This window comes from Litoribacter ruber, from assembly GCF_018449405.1.
Classification (GTDB): Bacteria; Bacteroidota; Bacteroidia; order Cytophagales; family Cyclobacteriaceae; genus Litoribacter; species Litoribacter ruber.
Genome location: NZ_JAHCMY010000002.1, coordinates 193,018 through 212,667, shown reverse-complemented (window position 1 = coordinate 212,667; position 19,650 = coordinate 193,018). Strand labels below are relative to the sequence as shown.

Genomic DNA, 19,650 nt, shown 5'->3' with positions numbered 1-19,650 from the left:
AACATTTAAAAATAACATAGGTTCTGAAGTGGAAAGATAATCCATTGTAAAAAATGAATTCCTAACTTTGCACCTGCAGAATTAACCCTCAAAAACCATATACCTTGGAAAAACAGGCTTTTCTTTCCCTCTATCAACACGACCCAGTTGTCAAAACAATTGCCGCGGATCTCAAAAAGCATACTGGCGATACTTTTCACCTCAAAGGGGTTTATGGAAGTCTGGACATGGTGCTTGCTTCCACACTCTTTGAGCAGCTATCCAGCCACCAGCTTATCGTGGCCCACGACAAGGAAGAAGCGGCGTATTTGGCCAGTGACCTTTCCTCCCTGATTGACCAAGAAATCTATATTTTCCCCACTTCCTATAAAAAACCTTATCAGCATGATGAAATGGAAAATGCGAATGTGTTGATGAGGGCCGAAATTTTGAACCTCATTTCGGACAAAGACAAGGGAAAACTTTTGATCGTAACCTATCCTGAGGCGCTATTTGAAAAAGTTATCAACAAAAAATCCCTCAAGGAAAACACCTTTACAGCCCAAAAAGGGGAAAAGGTGGATGTGGAGTTTATTTCGGAGCTTTTGACTACCTATGATTTCGAGAAAACCGATTTTGTGTATGAGCCGGGCCAATTTGCCATTAGAGGTGGGATTATTGACATCTTTTCATTTGCCCACGATGAGCCTTATAGACTTGACCTTTTTGGAAGAGAAATAGAAAGCATCCGGACTTTTGATCCGGAAACGCAACTTTCCATTGCCGAAATCGACAAGATTAACATTATTCCCAATGTACAGACCAAATTGCTTCAGGAAGTAAGGCAATCCTTTATAGAATTTCTACCAAAGGACACCATCATTTGGTTTAAAGACTTTCAGCAAAACCTGGACATGCTTGACACGGCCTATCAAAAAACTGTGGACAAGTATGAAAGTCTAACCCAGGACGGCCAACCTAAAAAGCTGCTGAATACACCTGCTGAGCTTTTTGAAAATGCAGCCTCATTCAAAAAGCAGCTTGAGCCATTCAATAAAATAGAATTTGGAAACAAGTTCTATCTGTCGGCCAAAAAAACCTACGAATTTGATGTTTCCCCGCAGCCTTCGTTCAATAAGAATTTTGACCTGCTTGTGGATAACTTGGGCGAAAACGCTGAGAAACGCTATATAAACATCATTTGCTCTGAAAGTGAAAAGCAGATCGAAAGACTGCTCAATATCTTTGAGGAGCTGGACCCAACCTTGAAAGTACAGACCCTTTCCATGAACCTCCGGCAGGGTTTTGTGGATAAGTCTCAAAAAATAGCCTGCTATACCGATCACCAGATCTTTGACCGGTACCACCGTTATAAAACCAAGGCCAAAGCCAGCAAGACAAAAGCCTTGACCCTAAAGGAACTGAAATCACTCAACCCAGGAGACTATGTAGTACACGTCGATTATGGGGTGGGCAGGTTTGCAGGATTGGAAAAGGTGGATGTCAACGGTAATTTCCAGGAGGCGGTAAGGCTGATTTTTCGGGATGACGATCTTCTCTATGTCAACATCCACTCCCTGCATAAAATATCCAAATATTCCGGTCAGGAAGGCACCGCCCCCAGTATGTCCAAACTTGGGAGCCCGGAATGGGAAAACAAAAAAAGCAAGGTCAAGAAAAAGGTCAAGGATATCGCCAAAGACCTCATCTCCCTTTATGCAAAAAGAAGAAACGCCCCTGGGCACCAATACAAGCCGGACAGTGTACTGCAAGTGGAACTGGAAAGTTCTTTCCTATATGATGACACCCCCGACCAGGCCGTGGCTACTACTGATGTGAAGGCCGACATGGAAAAGCAGTATCCGATGGACAGGCTCGTGTGCGGTGACGTGGGTTTTGGGAAAACCGAAATCGCCATCCGGGCCGCTTTCAAGGCGGTAAACGACCGCAAGCAAGTTGCCATACTGGTTCCCACCACGATTTTGGCCATGCAGCATTATCAGACTTTCAAGGAAAGGCTGCAGGACTTCCCAGTAAAGGTGGATTACATCAACCGCTTCAGGACCACCAAAGAAATCAAGGAAATCACCAAACAGGTCACTTCCGGGGAAATCGACATCTTGGTCGGCACGCATAGAATTGTCAACAAAGACATAAAATTCAGGGATCTGGGCCTTTTGGTAATTGATGAGGAGCAAAAATTCGGAGTTAAGGTCAAAGACCAGCTAAAAGAATTGAGGGTGAATGTTGATGTGTTGACATTGACAGCCACGCCGATACCAAGGACATTGCATTTCTCACTTATGGGAGCCAGGGATCTTTCTGTGATTGCCACCCCTCCCCCAAATAGACAGCCGGTAACTACCGAGATCCACACTTTTCAGGAAGAAGTGATTCGGGATGCAGTCGCATATGAAATTAGAAGAGGTGGGCAAGTGTTTTTTGTCCACAATCGGGTGGGAGAAATTGACAGTATAGCCAACCTCATTATGCGCTTGGTACCCGACGCAAAAGTGGTCGGTGCGCACGGGCAGATGGATGGCAAGAAGCTGGAGAAGATTATGGTGGACTTTATCGAGGGTGAATTTGACGTGCTGGTCTCCACCAATATTATTGAATCGGGGCTGGATATCCCGAATGCGAACACCATTATCATCAATAGAGCCCATATGTTTGGGCTCAGCGATCTACATCAAATGCGCGGAAGGGTGGGAAGAAGCAACAAGAAAGCATTCTGTTATCTTTTGACACCTCCAACCTCCGGACTTACCCCGGAAGCCAGAAAAAGGTTGCAAACCCTAGAGGAGTTTTCAGATCTTGGCGATGGCTTCAAGGTGGCCATGCGCGACCTTGACATACGTGGCGCAGGAAATCTGTTGGGTGCCGAACAAAGCGGCTTTATCACAGATCTGGGTTTTGAGATGTACCACAAAATCCTTGATGAGGCAGTTCAGGAATTGAAGGAGAATGAATTTGCTGCTTTATTTGAAGATGATTTGAAAGAAAAAGTGGAAGTTCTGGTTCAGGATTGCGTAATCGAAACCGATATGGAACTGTTAATTCCTGAATCTTATGTATCAAATATCTCAGAAAGGTTGAGTTTGTACTCAAAATTAGATAATATTAAGACTGAAGAGGAGCTGGAGAAATTTAGCGCCAGTCTTCAGGATAGATTTGGCCAAATTCCCGAAGTGGTCAAGTCTTTGCTTGAAACGGTTAGGTTAAGATGGCTGGCTGAAAAGCTGGGCTTTGAGAAATTGGTTTTGAAGAACGGGGTGATGAAATGCTATTTTGTGCCCTCCTCGAGAGAATCTTATTTCAAATCTGATATTTTTGGCAAAGTTTTGGGTTATATACAAACACAGCCTAAATTTTGTAAAATAAAGGAACACAAAAATCGTTTGTTACTTACAATCAGCGGAGTAACTTCAGTCGGCAAAGCCAAGCAATGGCTACAGGACATGAAAAGCTGAAATTTTTAAAATTTTTTCACAAGTAAAATTTTGTCATTTCAGCATATATTTATGTTAAATTTCCAAAGAATAGGAAATATTCAGGTTTTTGGGCGTTTCACAAAAAATTCTTTTAGTTGTAATACGGTTTTATAGATTATATATTAGCACTTTAATAGGCAGCAAAAATTGATTGTCAAATGATATTTGGAAACAGAAACTTAGGATTATTCTTAACTGTGCTGACCCTAGTGGCAGTGACAGCTTTGTCTTCATGCAGCAGGGATGGCAGAAGAACGGCCGGTAAGCCAGGCAAGCAAAGTGCCTCCACGGGCGCCGAGTTCAGTTTTAACGACAGAGATACCACTCAATTTAGAGTAGTACGTGTCAATAAAGAAGTAGTCGGGCCAAGACTTAAGCTTATCCAAGGCGGTCGTGCGGTGATCGGTTCACAGGAGCAAGACGTGATGGCCTTCCGAGACAATGCGGAAAGAACTGTTACCATCGCTTCATTCTACATGGATGAAACCGAGGTAACCAACCTTGACTACAAGGAATTTCTTTTTGACATGGGCAAAAGGGTCAGCCAAGACTCCATCCTTCGCCTAGAGCCAAATGAGAGAGTTTGGGCGGGAGCCATGTCCTACAATGACGTTTATTCCACCTACTATTTCCGTCACCCAGGGTTCAACTACTACCCTGTAGCAGGTGTGAGCTGGGTTCAGGCAAACGCTTACTCGGAGTGGAGAACGATAAGAGTAAACGAATTGATGAGGGAAAGAGAGAAGTTGGATACCACTTTGACTAGAAACCAACTTATCGAAAGAGGCGTGGTACTTCCTCAATATAGACTTCCAAATGAAGCGGAGTGGGAATACGCTGCAAAAGCCATGATCGGTACGCAGTATTTAGATGAAAACCAGGAAAATGGCAGAATCTATCCTTGGGATGGTAGAGGCATGAGAAACCCTTACAATGTCAAAAGAAAAAGAAGACAAGGTGATTTCTTGGCCAACTTTAAAAGAGGTCGAGGTGACTACGCTGGTATCGCAGGTGGTATGACCAACGATGGTGAAATCATCCCGACCAACGTTTATGACTTCCCTCCAAATGATTTCGGTCTTTACAACATGGCTGGAAACATGAACGAATGGGTACAGGATGTTTACCGTCCACTTTCCTTCCAAGATTTTGATGATCTTAACCCTCTGAGAAGAGATGGTATTTATGATGAAGAAGAAACTTACGGTACTTCATTGATCGATGATAACTTCAGAGTTTACAAAGGCGGTTCCTGGAAAGATGTTGCTTACTGGTTATCCCCTGGAACAAGAAGATTTATGCACCAAGATTCAGCAACCAACCACATCGGTTTCCGTTGCGCCATGATCAGAGTAGGTGCCGAAAACAAATAAGAAAAACACAAGTAGCTTCAAGCCGGATCTTTAAGGATCCGGCTTTTTTTTTGACCATTCAGCCCGCATACCCGCCTTAGGATTAATTTTCAGCTTCCCCTTGCCAGTTTTTTATTATCTTAAAACCTTGAATTAAACCTCAGGATATATGCTTATAAAAACTACTTTCATCAGAAAAGTCAGCCTGCTCCTATGTGTGGCCTTGGGAATTACCTCCCAGATCCATGCCCAGGAAACCAGCTACCAAACTCCTCCAATTGAAATTGAGGAATTAGTAAAAGCCCCAATTACCCCAGCGGTAACGTTTAGCAGAAGTGGGGACTTCATGTTGTTACTTGAAAGAGCCGGATATGGCTCAATTGAAGATTTGGCCCAGCCAGAGCTAAGAATCGGCGGCATCCGGATCAACCCTGCCACCAACGGACAGAGCAGGACATCATCTTTCAACAACATCAAGTTTAAAAAGATAAAAGACTCTGAGGCCCAATCCCTCTCAGGGCTTCCGGAAAACCCAAAACTGGGGAACATCACGGTTTCCCAGGATGAAAAGCACCTTGCTTTTACCCATAATACAGGGGAAGGAATTAGTCTTTGGGTAGCAGATCTATCCACCCTGGAGGCAAAGGAATTGGCAAGCAATATCGTAAACCAAGTTTACGGTCGCTCGATCCAATGGCTTCCTGACAACAAAATCCTGGTAAAAGCAGTCAATCCAAACAGAGGCGATGAGCCAAAAGCACCTTTGGCTCCAAAAGGACCGACCATCCAGGAGTCAACTGGAGATGCGGCACCTTCCAGGACATACCAGGATTTGCTCACAAACCCGCATGACGAAGACCTTTTGGCTTATTACATGGATAGCCAGCTGATGATTTTTGATCTTGACGGAGGAAAAACAGAAATCGGCGAAGCTGGAATGATCAAATCCATGAGCCCATCTCCCGATGGCGAATACATTATGGTTGAAACCATCCAAAAGCCATTTTCTTATTTGGTGCCAGCCTCAAGATTCCCATACAAGGTGGATATCTTGGACAGAGACGGAAACAAAGTAAAAACCTTAGCCGAAATTCCATTGGATGAGGTAAGACCCACTGGTTTCGATGCTACAGTTACTGGTCCTCGTTCCATCAATTGGAGAGCCGACAAACCAGCCACACTGTACTGGGCGGAGGCACAGGACGGCGGAGATCCCAGAAAAGACCTTGAGGAAAGAGATATCATCTTCATGCAGGATGCTCCATTCGATGGGGAAAAAACCAAGTTGGGTTCTACTTCCTTTCGTTTTGCAGGCATCAACTGGTCTGATGACAAGTTTGCGATCCTCAATGAAAGATGGTTTGCTTCCAGAAAAGAAAAGCGCTCACTTATCAACCCATCTAAGCCTGGCGAAAAAGGCAAGGTGATCATAGAGCGCTCTTATGATGACATTTACAACGACCCGGGAAGCCCACTTTTTGTGGACAACCAATACGGTAGATCAGTTATCCACAGAAAAGGTGACAAGATCTTCATGACCAGTGAAGGAGGCTCGCCGGAAGGAAGCATGCCTTACTTATCCACATTCAATGTCAAAGACGGCAAAGAAGATATCATATGGAGAAGCGAAGCCCCATATTACGAAAGAGTTACAAAAGTCCTCAACACGGATGGAACAGAGTTTATTACCATCAGAGAAAGTACGGATGAGCAGCCAAACTACTGGGTGAGAAACACCAGAAAGCGAATCGCGCCAATTCAGATCACAGATTTTGAGCATCCATATGAGTCTTTAAAAGGTATAAACAGGGAGCTTGTCAACTATGAAAGAAATGACGGTTTGAATCTTTCAGCTACCATTTACACGCCAGAAGGTTATGATGCAGAAAGAGACGGCCCGCTTCCAGTTTTGATGTGGGCTTATCCACGAGAATACAAATCAGCCGCCACCGCTGCGCAGGTCAGAGGCTCCAAGCATGAATTTACCCGCCTAAACTGGGGCTCGCCTTTGTACTGGGTGACCCAAGGATATGCAGTAATGGACCGCACCGAAATGCCGATTGTAGGCGAGGGTGATGAGGAGCCTAACGATTTCTTTGTAGACCAGCTGGTGGCCAATGCCGAAGCAGCTATTGATTACATTGTGGAAAGAGGTATCGGTGACCGTGATAGAATCGCTGTAGGAGGACACTCTTATGGAGCCTTCATGACAGCTAATTTGCTTTCCCATTCTGATCTATTTGCCGCAGGAATTGCCAGAAGTGGCGCCTACAACAGGACTTTGACACCATTTGGCTTCCAATACGAGCAGAGAACCTACTGGGAAGCTCCGGATGTGTATAACACCATGTCCCCTTTCATGAATGCCCACAAGGTAAAAACCCCGATCCTTTTGATCCACGGAGAGGCGGATAACAACTCAGGAACATTCCCTATCCAAAGTGAGCGCTATTATAATGCCCTTAAGGGACACGGCGCCACTACGCGATTAGTGTTCCTTCCGCATGAGAGCCACGGGTATGCCTCCATGGAATCTATCCTCCACACCCTTCACGAACAACATGAATGGCTGGAAAAATGGGTGAAAAACAAGAATAAATAATAATTTGAAAAGGGGCTTTAACAGCCCCTTTTTTTATGCAAATTATTTTTGGCCAAACCGCTAATTAATAAAGCATTATTTCTAAATTTATTTTTTAATTCATTTTTCCTGTTGTTTTTCTGCATGAAAAAACTTTACCTCCTCCTAGTCTTCTGCTTTTGCATCAACCTGGCCTTTTCCCAAACTTGGAGAAGAGTGTCCCATTGGGGCAATGATTACAACGCCATACACTGGGTGAATGAAGAGGTCGGTTTTATTGCGGGAAAAAATATCATCCTCAAAAGTATTGACGGCGGACTGAGCTGGGTGGAGCAGGAACCGCCTCATAGAACCTCCATGCTTGGGGTCTCCTTTTTCAATTCCAACATTGGGATGATGGTGGGTCTGGAGGGGAAAATCTTCCGTACCACCGATGGTGGGGATAATTGGACATTAAGCGACCTGCCTTCTCAAGAAACTTTTACCAACCTCCATTATTTTTCCGAAAATGAAGTGTTGGTGGCGGGGAAAAATGGAAGAATGTTTCATTCACCCGATGGAGGAAACAGCTGGAATCAAGTCTCAGTGGCCACCAATGCAGACTTGAACTCCCTCCACTTTGTCGATAATTCCCTTGGCTTTTCATCCACCTCAAATGCTGAGATTTTAAAAACCATCGATGGTGGCCAAAATTGGAAGGTCATAAACACAGGCTTTGATTCCAATCTTAAGGACATTTATTTCGTCAATGACACCTTGGGATATACAGCGGGCACTTCTGCGACAATTCTCAAATCTATAGATGGTGGAGAAAATTGGACCTTTATCAACAGTGGAGTCGATACCGATTACACCAAGGTAGCGTTTAGCAGGGTCAACCCAAACATTGGGCTCTTTGCGGGAAATGATGGGTACCTTATGCGCACTACCAATGCAGGCCTCACGCTCGCTGCAGTGAATAGCCGAACTCCTCAAACCATTAACGATCTTAAATTCAGGTTCAATACCAACACAGTATTTGCAGTTTCCAATAGCGGCACCCTGACTTCCTCCACCAACAGCGGAGGCGGCTGGGCAATTCGGCTATCCGGCAATCGCAACGATTACAATGCCACCCACTTCAAGTCTGAAAACCACGGCTACATAATAGGTGAAAATGGGTTGGTTTTATCCACAAACAATGGAGGAACCAGCCTGGCCAACCGCTCAAGGCCCATTTCTGTTTCATTTTTGAGCCTTTACTTTACGACTAATACACTGGGATACATAGGGGGGCAAAATGGGATTATCCTTAAAACCACCAATTCCGGCGGAGGATGGACTGCTCTCAATGCCGGGACCAACAGGGATATTTTTGGTCTTTATTTCTTCAACAATAATGAAGGCTACGCCATTGGAAGCCGGGGTTTTATCAGCAAAACCGAAAATGGAGGCGTAAATTGGACCACCATAGATCCAGGAAACAAGGATATCAAATACAATGACATCAAGTTTTTCAATGACAAAGTAGGTTTGATTATCGGAGAAAACGGTTTTCTTTCCAAAACTGTGAATAACGAAAAGTGGGAGCAAATCAGCTTTCCCGCTATTGAATACCTCACCTCCATAGAAATTCTCGACGAAAATGCCGCCATCATCACAGGGCATAATGGCGGATTGTGGAAAACTTCCGACCAAGGCGACACTTGGTCCAAAATTTCAACCCCATATTCCATCCATTTTAACGATGCCTCCTTCTTGGACGAACAGGTCGGATTTATTGCTGGGGATAAAGGGCATATCATAAAGACTGCCGATGGGGGTCAGAACTGGGAGAAAATCCATACTGGGACCTATCAGAACTTTACGGGAATAAGTTTTGGTGACCTCAGTACAGGTTATGCTGTTGGGGAAGCGGGTACATTCTATAAATACAGCTGTCTGGTACCTGAAAGTCCCGTCGTAATTTTTGGAGAAAACAACATCTGTGTCAGCCAGCAGGCCTATTCAATTCAAGGAACATCCGAACCTGGGGTTACTTATGAATGGCGTGTGGACGGTGGTACCATACTAGAAGGCCAGGGCGGCACCCGAATCGTAGTGAGATGGGATAGCCCAGGCCGCCATGCCGTAATGGTGCGTGGACAAAACAATTGCGGCAACAGTGCCACCAGGGCCATGGAAATAGCCGTTTCAAGTGAGCCAGGCCAGGTCAGTGAGATTATCGGGAATGGCTCAGTATGCATCAATTCATTTGAAACCTATGAAGTGGATTCGCTGATAGGAACGGAATATTACTGGGAGACCAATGGCGGAATCATACGGGAAGGCCAAGGAACTGGAAAAATTACTGTGGAATGGACCAATCTCAATGATTACAACCTAAAAGTATCCCCCGTAAATCCATGCGGAGCGGGTTCCACCGTATCAAAGGCCATTAAAATCAACCGTGAACCGGATATGCCAGGTGAAATAAAAGGTGCCGCCATGACCGGGTTGGGAATGGAAGAGGAATATGAAATAGCCGCCATTGCTGACATGAGCTATCAGTGGCAGGTGGATGGGCCGGGACAAATTCTCTCGGGGCAGGGGACTCCCAAAATAAAAGTAAAATGGTCGGAAGAAGGTGATTTCACCCTTAGCGTAATCCCTACAAACTCCTGCGGAACCGGGGAGGCGAGGGAAAAATCGGTAAATGTGGATTTCATTACCTCCACCGAAAGGACACAGGATCTACACTGGAAAATGTACCCCAACCCATCGAATGGATCAGTTAATCTTGACCTCAATGGAATCTCAGATCCCAGGAAAATCGAAGTGATCAGCTCAACGGGAAAAATTGTTAGAGAAATCTACCTCACCAGTCCGCAGCAGCTGATTGAGCTGCAAAATTTACCGAAGGGCTTATTCACAATTCGTGTAATAGGCAGAACCCAAGATTATATTAAGAAGTTGGTAGTAAATTAACCTAAGGAGGATTCGATATTAAATGTGTTTCGCCTCAAATAAGTAATAGCCTAGCCAAATTTTATTTGGCGTGCTTAAAATAATGTATTTTTTATTTCAATTTAATAAAATTATAGATAAGCATATCTTTATTTTACAGGACATTATTTTATGACACGGGTTGCAAAATATCCCGAAAATCATGTCCTTTGCGTCAAATTAAACCCAAATAACGATGCATAATAGAGATTTCCATCCGGAGAGCTTAATGATGACCCATGGCTACAAGCCAGAACTATCAGAAGGCGCCATCAAGTGTCCTATTTTCCAGACTTCAACCTTTGTATTCAAAAATGCCGAAGAAGGTAAAGCTTTTTTTGAAGTGGCTTATGGAAAAAGGGAAAAGGACCCACACGAAGAGCTTGGCTTGATCTACAGCCGCTTGAACAATCCGGATCTGCAGATTTTGGAGGAAAGACTTTCCCTTTGGGACAAAGCCGACGAATGTTGCGTTTTTGAAAGCGGAATGTCTGCCATTTCTACGGTTATGCTAGAATTTTTGCGTCCCGGGGATGTCATTCTTTATTCCAAACCAGTTTACGGCGGTACCGATCATTTTGTCAACAAAGTATTGCCTGAGTACGGCATAAATGGATTAGGCTTCACCAGCGAGCAGTCCAAAGACGAGGTTCTGGAAATGATTAAATCCAAAGATCTCCGTTCAAAAGTAAAAGTTATCTACATAGAAACCCCCGCCAACCCTACCAATGCCCTTTTCGATATAGAGATGTGCAAGGAGATCGCTGATGAGTTATCCACACCTGATCAAGAGGTAGTGATCGTGGTGGACAACACCTACATGGGTCCTTTGTGGCAACAGCCCTTGAAGCATGGTGCCGACTTGGTGGTGTATTCTGCCACTAAATATATTGGCGGTCATAGTGACCTTATCGCCGGTGCGGTATTGGGTAAAAGTGCCCATATGCAAAGGGTGCGTAGACTGAGAACATTCCTTGGAAACATGGCAGGACCTTGGACAGGCTGGTTGCTGATGAGAAGTTTGGAAACGCTGAAGATCAGAATGACCCAACAGGCAGAAAATGCCAAGCATGTGGCTGACTTCCTACTCAACCATCCAAAAGTGGAAAAGGTATATTATTTAGGTCACCTTACAGAGGGCGACCCTTCTTATAAAACCTACAAAAACCAGCTTTCCTGTGCCGGAGCGATGGTTTCATTTGATGTAAAAGGCGGAGAAAAAGAGGCATTTAAGTTCTTAAACTCCCTCAAGCTTATGAAATTGGCAGTATCACTGGGTAGCACGGAATCCTTGGCGGAGCATCCTGCCACCATGACCCACTCTGATGTGTCGGATGAGGATAGAGACCTTCTGCATATTTCCGATAAACTCGTGAGGCTTTCCATTGGTGTAGAACATTATTCCGACATCATTTGGGATATTGAGCAAGCGTTAGAGCAAATCTAAATACGCTATAAAAAGAAAGGCCTGCAGTTAGCAGGCCTTTTCTTAAATCTTTTCCGTCTCCCTCAATCGCACATACTGAAAAAGGTCTCCCATTTTACCGTTTTTGATAAAGGCATTCTTAAGAATCGCCTCAGCCTGAAATCCCGCTTTTTCCAATACCCGCATAGAGGCTACATTGAAATCGTAGGTTTGGGAAAAAACTCTGTGGACATCGAATTTGCTGAATAAATAGTCCGTGAAAATCTTCACCGCCTCCGAAGCAATCCCTTTTCCCCAAAAAGGCTCCCCAATCCAAAAACCGACCTCCATATTGGGCCTGAGTTCATCCTTTCCCCTTTCAGATCCCACCGACCCCACCAATTGACCATCTAGCTCTATGGCAAAATTCTGAGGAGGGTTGAATTTTTGGTTGTACTCTATCCAGTATCTTGCGTCGTGGATGGTGTATGGCTGAGGATAACTGTCCCTTAGATTTTGTGCAATTTTGGGGTTGTTGGCCAAAGGATATAGTTTATGAAAATGTGTATCTTTCCAAGTGGTCAAGCTGACTCCATTTTCTCCGGTGATTCTCATATAGTAAGTGTAAGGTTGGTTTACAAAGTTCTACAGAAATAACGGCAAGCTGCTTTAATCCTTATTTAATTTGGCAACAAAACTTAATCTTCCATGCCGCCACCCTTCATCTTCTCAGCATTTTCAGCAAAACGGAGAGCTGAGATAAACTCCTCAATATTACCGTCCATGATATCAGGAAGGTTGTAGACCGTTTTATTGATCCTATGATCCGTTACCCGACTTTGGCTGTAATTATATGTCCTGATCTTATCCGAACGGTCACCGCTTCCCACCATAGAGCGTCTTTGCGCCCCTACAGCCTCATTGTGTTTGGCAAGCTCAATTTCATAAATCCTGGACCGAAGTACTTTCAGCGCTTTCTCGAAGTTTTTGATCTGCGACTTCTGATCTTGACAGGTCACTACCAACCCAGTCGGAATATGGGTAAGCCTGACCGCCGAATAGGTGGTGTTTACAGACTGCCCCCCCGGACCGGATGAACAGAAGGTATCTTTTCGCACATCATTCAAGTCGATGTTGACGTCCACTTCTTCCATTTCAGGGAGCACGGCCACCGTAGCGGCGGAAGTGTGCACCCTACCCTGGGTTTCCGTGGCCGGCACACGCTGTACCCGGTGCACACCGGATTCATATTTCAACATACCGTACACGTCAGCCCCTGTCACGGTACTGATTATTTCTTTATAACCACCCGAAGAGCCAAATGTTAAATCCAATACGGTAAGATTCCAACCCTGCTTTTCGCAAAAGCGCTCGTACATCCTAAAAAGATCACCGGCAAAAATAGCCGCCTCATCCCCTCCTGTACCACTTCTAATCTCCAAGATACAGTCTTTGGAGTCGTTGGGATCTTTTGGAATCAGCATCTGCTTGAGGTCTTTTTCCAGCTCGGTCTCACGCTCCCGAAGCTCATCCAGTTCGGCTTTGGCCATTTCCCTGAAGTCCGGGTCCTTTTCCTTGTCCAATATTTCCTTGGAGCTCTTGATGTTGTCCATGACCAGCTTATACTCATCATACACGGCCACCACCTTCTCCAGGTCTTTATATTCTTTGCTCAGCTTGGTATATTTGCTCATATCCGACATGGCGTCCGGCTGAATGATCAACTGGCCCACTTCTTCAAATCGCTCCTTAATCGCTGCTAACTTATCAAGCATGTTTTCTGTAGTTTGAACTTGCAAAATTAAGAAAATAAGTCGTATACCGAAGGCTATCAAAAGAATCTGGAAACCCAATTCTGACCTTTGAAGATTATCTGCTATCTTTATTTGCTCATAGAGACCAAAACATGAACAAGAAAATTCAAATCATACTATTGGCTATAGCCCTGCTCACCGCTTGTGATGACAATAGGCGAATCAATAGAGAAGATTATGAAAGCGGAAGAAGGGACCGTGAGGTAAGGAAAGTCAATGAGGCTGAGGTGACCCAAAAAGCCTTCGAAATGGGAGATGAGATCAGCACGGCAGCCCAGCAAGAATTGATGGCCACGCTCACCAAGGTTATTGAGGAAAGTGGGGTAGCGGGAGCGGTTGAATTTTGTAACCTGGAAGCCTTGCCACTTTTGGAAAGTGTCGGACAGAAATACAATGCCAAGATTAGGAGGGTTTCCAATAGATACAGGAACCCCAATGACAGACCGGACCAAGATGAGGAAATGCTCCTTTCGGCCTACGAGTACAATGTGGATAACGACATAAAAAGTGAGCCCAATATCCAAAAAATCGAGAACGACCAGGTGTTGTTGTATACTAAAGCGATTACCATCCCAAGTCAGCTTTGCCTTAACTGCCATGGCGACCCGGAAAGCGATATAGCCCCGGATGTTTTGGCAAAAATCAACCAACTTTACCCCCAAGATAAAGCCACAGGCCACACAGAAGGGGATCTAAGAGGAATGTGGAGCATCCGCCTGCCCAAAAAAGAGGTTATCAAAAATCTATAATTATTGAAGTATGAGAAAAAGACTCACCAGATCCTTAAATGAGAGAATGCTTGCTGGAGTATGCGGCGGCATTGCCGAATATTTTGGCTGGGACCCCACCGCGGTCCGCATTGGCTACATTCTGATTTCCATTATAAGCGCGGCTTTCCCGGGCATCTTGGTTTATGTCATTCTGTGGATTGTGATGCCAGAGGATGAATTTCCTTGGAGGCAACATTAGAAAAACTGTATAGCTATACAGATCAACACCAGACTGACTGCCATGGAATAAAGAACCAGCAACCCTGATTCTTTCTCTTTACTTCCCAAAAAGGAGGCAAAAACGGTTATGTTAGCTGCAATTGGAAAAAGGGGAATAAGGGCCAGCAATTGCCTTTCCTCCTCATCCAATTTATCCACAAAAGCATACTCTAAAGCCAATATAGCTGCTGTGATGATTATTCCTCCCACAGTTCTCAAAGCCATAAATTTGTTGAGGTATTTCCAGTCAATACCCTTGATTTTTAAGTTGCTGACATTCATTCCGATGATGAGCATACCAGCAGCCGACACAATATAGCTAAAAACATCAGTCACCGGCTCAGCCTCCTCGGGCGGCCCCACATCTAATACTTTCAAAATCACGGCAATAATAAAAGCATAAAGAAACGGAACCTTCAAGGTTTTGATGATCGACTCCTTCGTGCCATTTTTGGATTTGGACACCTGATAGTAGCCAATTAAATCACCATATAGCGCGGTACCCACATAAATGGTAATCAGGCTTGTGACGGCTTGCTCGCCAAAAAGGGCCATCACGGTAGGAATCCCAAAAAACGCTACATTAAAGAATGAGAACGAGCTTTTGACCAGGTATGGATTTTCCTCTGAGGCAAAAGTTTTATTTGCAAGTAAAGCGGGTACATTCATCAGCAAAGCCAGAAAAAAGGACATCACGGGCAATACCATGATGGTATCCTCCTCGGCCTCCAATACATGATTGACGACCAAGACTGGCATCAAGACATAGATTAGCGGGCTTGTAATGTATTTCTTGGGTACCCATTCCTTTTTACTAAGCCAAAAACCAAGAGGTAAAAACAATAAGTAGGGACCAATTCCGCCCAAAAACTCAGCAATTTTCTCCATACCGAGCTTTAAATAAAATATCTTGGCATAGCGCGGCAATGGATCTCACATTATACCAGACCGCATTTACATCCAGCATCATTCCATTAAGCAAATGCCCCGTACCATAGATACCGCAGACTTTGGATTTATTGATTGCCTCCAAAGTGAGCTCATTGACCAATATGCCTCCTGAGGGATAGGGGTGGATAAGTTGCTTTTTCAGGAGGTTTTCAGTCAATGTGCAGTCCATATCTTCCACTTGGGAAGGGCTACCGGTGGCATTGATTAAGTTATCCACAGTCTTTTTGCCTTTTTCTCCAAATTCAACTTCAAATGAATTTTCATGTGGGTTAATATCCCCGATTTCGGCATGGACGGTCAAAACACCTTTGTCCATCAATGCCTTAAGTCTTTTGGCATTGCTCAAAGGCATCCCATGCCGATTGACAGCCCAGTGCGGCCCGAGCCATTTCTTAAAACGGTTTTTTTCTTCCTCAGAAAGCCAGCTCCAAAGTTTCGCCGCGTCATACCTCAAGGAATAAGCTACGTTCAAAATAGCATCTCCACCGTTTTCGGCAAGCTCAATATCTTTGGCCAGATAATCATCGGCTTTTTTGCCCAGCCTATCCTGCTCTTTCCAATCAATGGGTCCTTTTTTGACATTTTCGGCATCCCTCATGAAAAGCCTAAACAGCTCCTTTACCTTTGGTGCCCGAAAATGCTTTCTTTTGATCATATGCACATTTTTAAGTGTCAAGTATGATCTCACAATCTCATTGTTTTCTATTGGCTGCACCCTTGGCAACATTCCCTCGGGACTGAACAGGGAGATTTTTCCCTCATGACCATGATCCATCAGGGCTACCACCGCATCTATGGAGCTCAGGCTTGTCCCCAGGATACCCACATGGGCCTTTTTATCAATCTTCTCCAACATCTTATGCGCTGGCCAAGGTGAATTAATGAAATGTGGATAACGTTGAAAATCCTTGAAATTTGTAGCCTCTGGATTGCCCAGTGCCAATATCACATAATCGCTTTGGATGGGGTTACCCTTTTCCAAAATCACCTTAAACCTTTCCCCGTCCACTTCAATATCATCAGCCCTGTCACAGACCAATTCCACATTCAGGTTGATGGATTTGGCTTTTTTAAGGTGGGAAGCAAACTGCTCGTGAAGGTAATCCCCGTACAAAATCCTGGAGGTGTAAGCATGGTCTATATCCCCGTTTTCCTCCTCCACGCGTCCCCGCGCCCTATAGGCATTGTCATGCAGCCATTCACTGAAGTGCTCCACCTCATCGGCAAAAATCCCCATCAGTTCGGCTTGGGTGTTGAGCAAATGGCTTTTTTCCGTGGTGCCAAAAGCCAGCCCGTAACCGACTTTCTTTGATTTTTCAATTATGGTAATGCTAAGTTGATCCTCTAACTTCTGAGTGCTAATCTGGACAAAAAGTTCAATAAAGGCCGCCACGCCGCAGGCTCCCCCGCCGATGATGCAAATATTCTTCATGCTTGGATGGTTTATGGTAATCATCTTAACCCTTTATTACCTTGCATGTTTATTTTCTCCCATTTTATTGTAGCATTTTATGATTGCTGGTTTGATTGCCTTATGGAAAGCCATTATCTTGTGCTGATTTTCTGGCCAATCCCAGCTTTACCCGTTCCTTATGAAAAAAACTTTACTGTTACTCACATTCTCCATTTTGCAAGCGAGCCTTTTTGCACAGACAAAGTCCCCCGCAGAATTTTTGGGTTATGAATTGGGTGAAAGATTTACCCCTCACCATAAAATTGTCGCCTACTTTGAACATGTGGCAGAACAAAACGAAAATGTGGAAGTGTATCATTATGGAGAAACCTATGAGCTAAGACCACTTATCGTTGCTTTTATCTCTTCGGCTGAAAATATCCGTAACAAAGAGCAGATCAGGGAAGATAATCTCCGCCGGACAGGCATGATGGAAGGGAACCCCGACACCAACATCGCCATCAACTGGCTGAGCTACAACGTGCACGGAAATGAGGCTGTATCTTCAGAGGCCACCATGAAAACCCTGTTTGAACTGGTAAATCCTGAAAATAAAACCACCAAAGCATGGCTGGAAAATACCATGGTAATCATGGATCCCTGCATCAACCCCGACGGGCGCGACCGCTATGCCCAGTGGTACAACCAAAAGATGAACAAACGCCTGCAGCCCGACCAACAATCCATGGAGCACAACGAGCCCTGGCCGGGCGGCCGACCCAACCATTACCTTTTTGACCTCAACCGGGATTGGGCTTGGCAAACACAAAAGGAATCTCAAGCCAGAATTGCCCTTTACAACCAGTGGATGCCGCATGTGCACACCGATTTTCACGAGCAGAACATCGACTCTCCCTACTATTTCCCCCCGGCGGCAGAGCCTCTGCACAAGCAGCTTTCGCCCTTTCAGCATGAATTCCAAAACATGGTGGGAAGAAACATAGCCAAATATTTTGATCAGGAAAACTGGTTTTATTTTACGAAAGAGCGCTTTGACATCCTCTACCCAAGCTATGGAGACAGCTATCCCATGTATAATGGGGCAATCGGAATGACCATAGAGCAGGGCGGTTCAGGCAGAGCCGGAGTAGGGGTTTTGACCGCAGAAGGTGATACGCTAACCCTCAAAGATAGAATAGAGCACCACCACACCACAGGCTTGGCGATTTTGGAGGTCACGTCCGAAAATGTGGATAAAGTACTTTCCTCCTTCCAGGATTATTTCACGGAAAGCAAAACCGCCCCAGCAGGAAAATATAAAAGCTTTGTCATCAAAAATGTGGATAACCCAAGCAATCTGACAAAACTGCTGGATTTACTTGATAAAAACGGGATCCAGTATGGGAAAGGCAGCAGCCGTGGAAGCCTGAGGGGTTACCATTTCCAAAGTGGCGAAAACCGGTCCTTTAATCTTGAGGAAAATGACATCCTGATCAGTGCCGACCAGCCCAAGTCCATTTTGGCACAAATACTCTTTGAACCCAATCCCGTATTGGCCGACAGCATTACTTATGACATCACCAGCTGGGCACTTCCTTACGCCTATGGATTGGATGCATATGCCTTGGAGACCAATTTAAAGGTATCAGGAACTTTCGAAAAGCCAGCTTTTGAGCAGAATTCGTTAGATGGGGAGCCATTGGCGTATATCGCACCTTGGGATAATACTGCCCACGCAGCCTTCCTTGCCGCCCTGCTAAACGAAAAAATCAGGGTGAGAAATACGGGTTATGAATTTGAGATTGGAGAAAATAAATATCCTGCTGGCTCATTGTTGATAACTAGAAGAGGCAATGAAACCAAGAGGGATTTTGATGAGAAGGTACTCGAATTGGCCAACAAGCACGAGGTCAAACTCTCCACCACCCAAACCGGTTTTGTGGATAAGGGTAAGGATTTCGGTTCTCCCCACGTCCACTATATCAAACCTCCAACAGTGGCCCTAGTAGGTGGAAAAGGCACCTCTTCACTTAATTATGGAGAAATATGGCACTTCTTTGAGCAGGAACTTGATTATCCACTCGTTACGTTGGAAAAAGAACAACTAGAAAATGTAGACCTTTCTTCATATACGGTGTTGATACTCCCTGCAGGAAACTACAATACCAAGGAGGAAAAGTTGACCAAAAAACTTCAGGAATGGATGAAGAATGGCGGCAAGTTGATAGCCATGGAAAGCGCCTTAAAGCTTTTTGCTGATCAAGAGGGTTTTGGCTTGAAAAGTTATGCCACTGAGGAAGAGAAGAAAAAATGGGAGGAGAAATCTAAGAAGTGGGAAAAGGAAGCCCAGACCTCTCCATTCCAAGAGGCAGAACGCATGGCCATTTCCGACAACATTACTGGAGCTGTATATGAAGTGAAGATGGACAAAACTCATCCCCTTTCTTACGGTCTAGGTGACACCTATTATACGTTGAAAAACAATAACAATAGATACTCCTATCTTCAGAAAGGGCACAATGTTGGGGTGATTATTGGCACGGAAAGCCATCGTACGGGATTTGTGGGGTATAAAGCCAAGGAAAAAGTTGCCGAATCCCTTGTAATCGGGACTGAAAAAATCGGCAAAGGTCAAATAGTATACTTTGTGGATAATCCAAGTTTCCGTAACTTCTGGCAAAACGGAAAATTGATATTGGCCAACGCTATATTTTCACCAATACAATAA

General features: G+C 44.6%; 12 protein-coding genes. 8 read left to right on the top strand and 4 right to left on the bottom strand.

Features of this window, described 5'->3' with window-relative positions; translation table 11 throughout:
• The first annotated feature begins 104 nt into the window (after positions 1–104).
• The 5 genes from mfd to KI659_RS05630 all read left to right on the top strand — a co-directional run bounded on the left by mfd (position 105) and on the right by KI659_RS05630 (position 11,817).
• The gene (mfd, locus tag KI659_RS05650; protein WP_213944389.1) at positions 105–3,452 is read left to right on the top strand and encodes a transcription-repair coupling factor; all 3,348 of its coding nucleotides are present in this window, start codon (positions 105–107) and stop codon (positions 3,450–3,452) included.
• 179 nt (positions 3,453–3,631) lie between these two features.
• On the top strand, positions 3,632–4,846 hold the full coding sequence (gene gldJ, locus KI659_RS05645) for a gliding motility lipoprotein GldJ (RefSeq protein WP_213944388.1): 1,215 nt from the start codon (positions 3,632–3,634) through the stop codon (positions 4,844–4,846).
• A gap of 148 nt (positions 4,847–4,994) precedes the next feature.
• Complete coding sequence (locus tag KI659_RS05640; RefSeq protein ID WP_213944387.1) at positions 4,995–7,427, top strand: alpha/beta hydrolase family protein; 2,433 nt, start codon at positions 4,995–4,997, stop codon at positions 7,425–7,427.
• A 123-nt stretch (positions 7,428–7,550) separates the two neighbouring features.
• Positions 7,551–10,352 (top strand): YCF48-related protein, encoded by a 2,802-nt coding sequence (locus KI659_RS05635; protein ID WP_213944386.1) that lies wholly within the window; start codon positions 7,551–7,553, stop codon positions 10,350–10,352.
• A 214-nt stretch (positions 10,353–10,566) separates the two neighbouring features.
• Positions 10,567–11,817: a cystathionine gamma-synthase family protein gene (locus KI659_RS05630; protein ID WP_213944385.1), complete on the top strand. Its 1,251-nt coding sequence runs from the start codon at positions 10,567–10,569 to the stop codon at positions 11,815–11,817.
• Positions 11,818–11,859: 42 nt separating this feature from the next.
• On the opposite strand, the gene KI659_RS05625 is transcribed toward KI659_RS05630, so the two are convergent.
• Both KI659_RS05625 and prfA read right to left on the bottom strand, forming a co-directional pair.
• Positions 11,860–12,390, bottom strand: coding sequence for a GNAT family N-acetyltransferase (locus tag KI659_RS05625; protein ID WP_213944384.1), 531 nt, complete (start codon positions 12,388–12,390; stop codon positions 11,860–11,862).
• Positions 12,391–12,473: 83 nt separating this feature from the next.
• Positions 12,474–13,550 carry a peptide chain release factor 1 gene (gene prfA, locus KI659_RS05620; RefSeq protein WP_213944383.1) on the bottom strand — a complete coding sequence of 359 codons (1,077 nt, stop codon included), beginning with the start codon at positions 13,548–13,550 and terminating at the stop codon, positions 12,474–12,476.
• 131 nt (positions 13,551–13,681) lie between these two features.
• On the opposite strand from prfA, the gene KI659_RS05615 reads away from it, so the two are divergent.
• Both KI659_RS05615 and KI659_RS05610 read left to right on the top strand, forming a co-directional pair.
• Positions 13,682–14,338: a Tll0287-like domain-containing protein gene (locus KI659_RS05615; protein WP_213944382.1), complete on the top strand. Its 657-nt coding sequence runs from the start codon at positions 13,682–13,684 to the stop codon at positions 14,336–14,338.
• A 10-nt stretch (positions 14,339–14,348) separates the two neighbouring features.
• Positions 14,349–14,558 carry a PspC domain-containing protein gene (locus KI659_RS05610; RefSeq protein ID WP_213944381.1) on the top strand — a complete coding sequence of 70 codons (210 nt, stop codon included), beginning with the start codon at positions 14,349–14,351 and terminating at the stop codon, positions 14,556–14,558.
• Here the strand turns inward: KI659_RS05610 and KI659_RS05605 are convergent.
• Both KI659_RS05605 and KI659_RS05600 read right to left on the bottom strand, forming a co-directional pair.
• On the bottom strand, positions 14,555–15,466 hold the full coding sequence (locus KI659_RS05605; RefSeq protein ID WP_213944380.1) for an AEC family transporter: 912 nt from the start codon (positions 15,464–15,466) through the stop codon (positions 14,555–14,557). The genes KI659_RS05610 and KI659_RS05605 overlap by 4 nt on opposite strands.
• On the bottom strand, positions 15,450–16,961 hold the full coding sequence (locus tag KI659_RS05600; protein ID WP_213944379.1) for an FAD/NAD(P)-binding protein: 1,512 nt from the start codon (positions 16,959–16,961) through the stop codon (positions 15,450–15,452). The genes KI659_RS05605 and KI659_RS05600 overlap by 17 nt, the downstream gene beginning before the upstream one ends.
• Before the next feature lie 160 nt (positions 16,962–17,121).
• Between KI659_RS05600 and KI659_RS05595 the strand changes: the two genes are divergently transcribed.
• A complete protein-coding gene (locus KI659_RS05595) occupies positions 17,122–19,650 on the top strand; it encodes a M14 family metallopeptidase (RefSeq protein WP_213944378.1) in 2,529 nt (842 codons plus the stop codon).

Excerpts from the sequence above, each read along its gene's own strand:
- prfA (WP_213944383.1), bottom strand. The coding sequence starts at position 13,550 with ATGCTTGATAAGTTAGCAGCGATTAAGGAGCGATTTGAAGAAGTGGGC.
- gldJ (WP_213944388.1), top strand. The coding sequence starts at position 3,632 with ATGATATTTGGAAACAGAAACTTAGGATTATTCTTAACTGTGCTGACC.
- KI659_RS05640 (WP_213944387.1), top strand. The coding sequence starts at position 4,995 with ATGCTTATAAAAACTACTTTCATCAGAAAAGTCAGCCTGCTCCTATGT.
- KI659_RS05615 (WP_213944382.1), top strand. The coding sequence starts at position 13,682 with ATGAACAAGAAAATTCAAATCATACTATTGGCTATAGCCCTGCTCACC.
- KI659_RS05630 (WP_213944385.1), top strand. The coding sequence starts at position 10,567 with ATGCATAATAGAGATTTCCATCCGGAGAGCTTAATGATGACCCATGGC.
- KI659_RS05625 (WP_213944384.1), bottom strand. The coding sequence starts at position 12,390 with ATGAGAATCACCGGAGAAAATGGAGTCAGCTTGACCACTTGGAAAGAT.
- KI659_RS05635 (WP_213944386.1), top strand. The coding sequence starts at position 7,551 with ATGAAAAAACTTTACCTCCTCCTAGTCTTCTGCTTTTGCATCAACCTG.
- KI659_RS05600 (WP_213944379.1), bottom strand. The coding sequence starts at position 16,961 with ATGAAGAATATTTGCATCATCGGCGGGGGAGCCTGCGGCGTGGCGGCC.
- KI659_RS05610 (WP_213944381.1), top strand. The coding sequence starts at position 14,349 with ATGAGAAAAAGACTCACCAGATCCTTAAATGAGAGAATGCTTGCTGGA.
- KI659_RS05595 (WP_213944378.1), top strand. The coding sequence starts at position 17,122 with ATGAAAAAAACTTTACTGTTACTCACATTCTCCATTTTGCAAGCGAGC.
- KI659_RS05605 (WP_213944380.1), bottom strand. The coding sequence starts at position 15,466 with ATGGAGAAAATTGCTGAGTTTTTGGGCGGAATTGGTCCCTACTTATTG.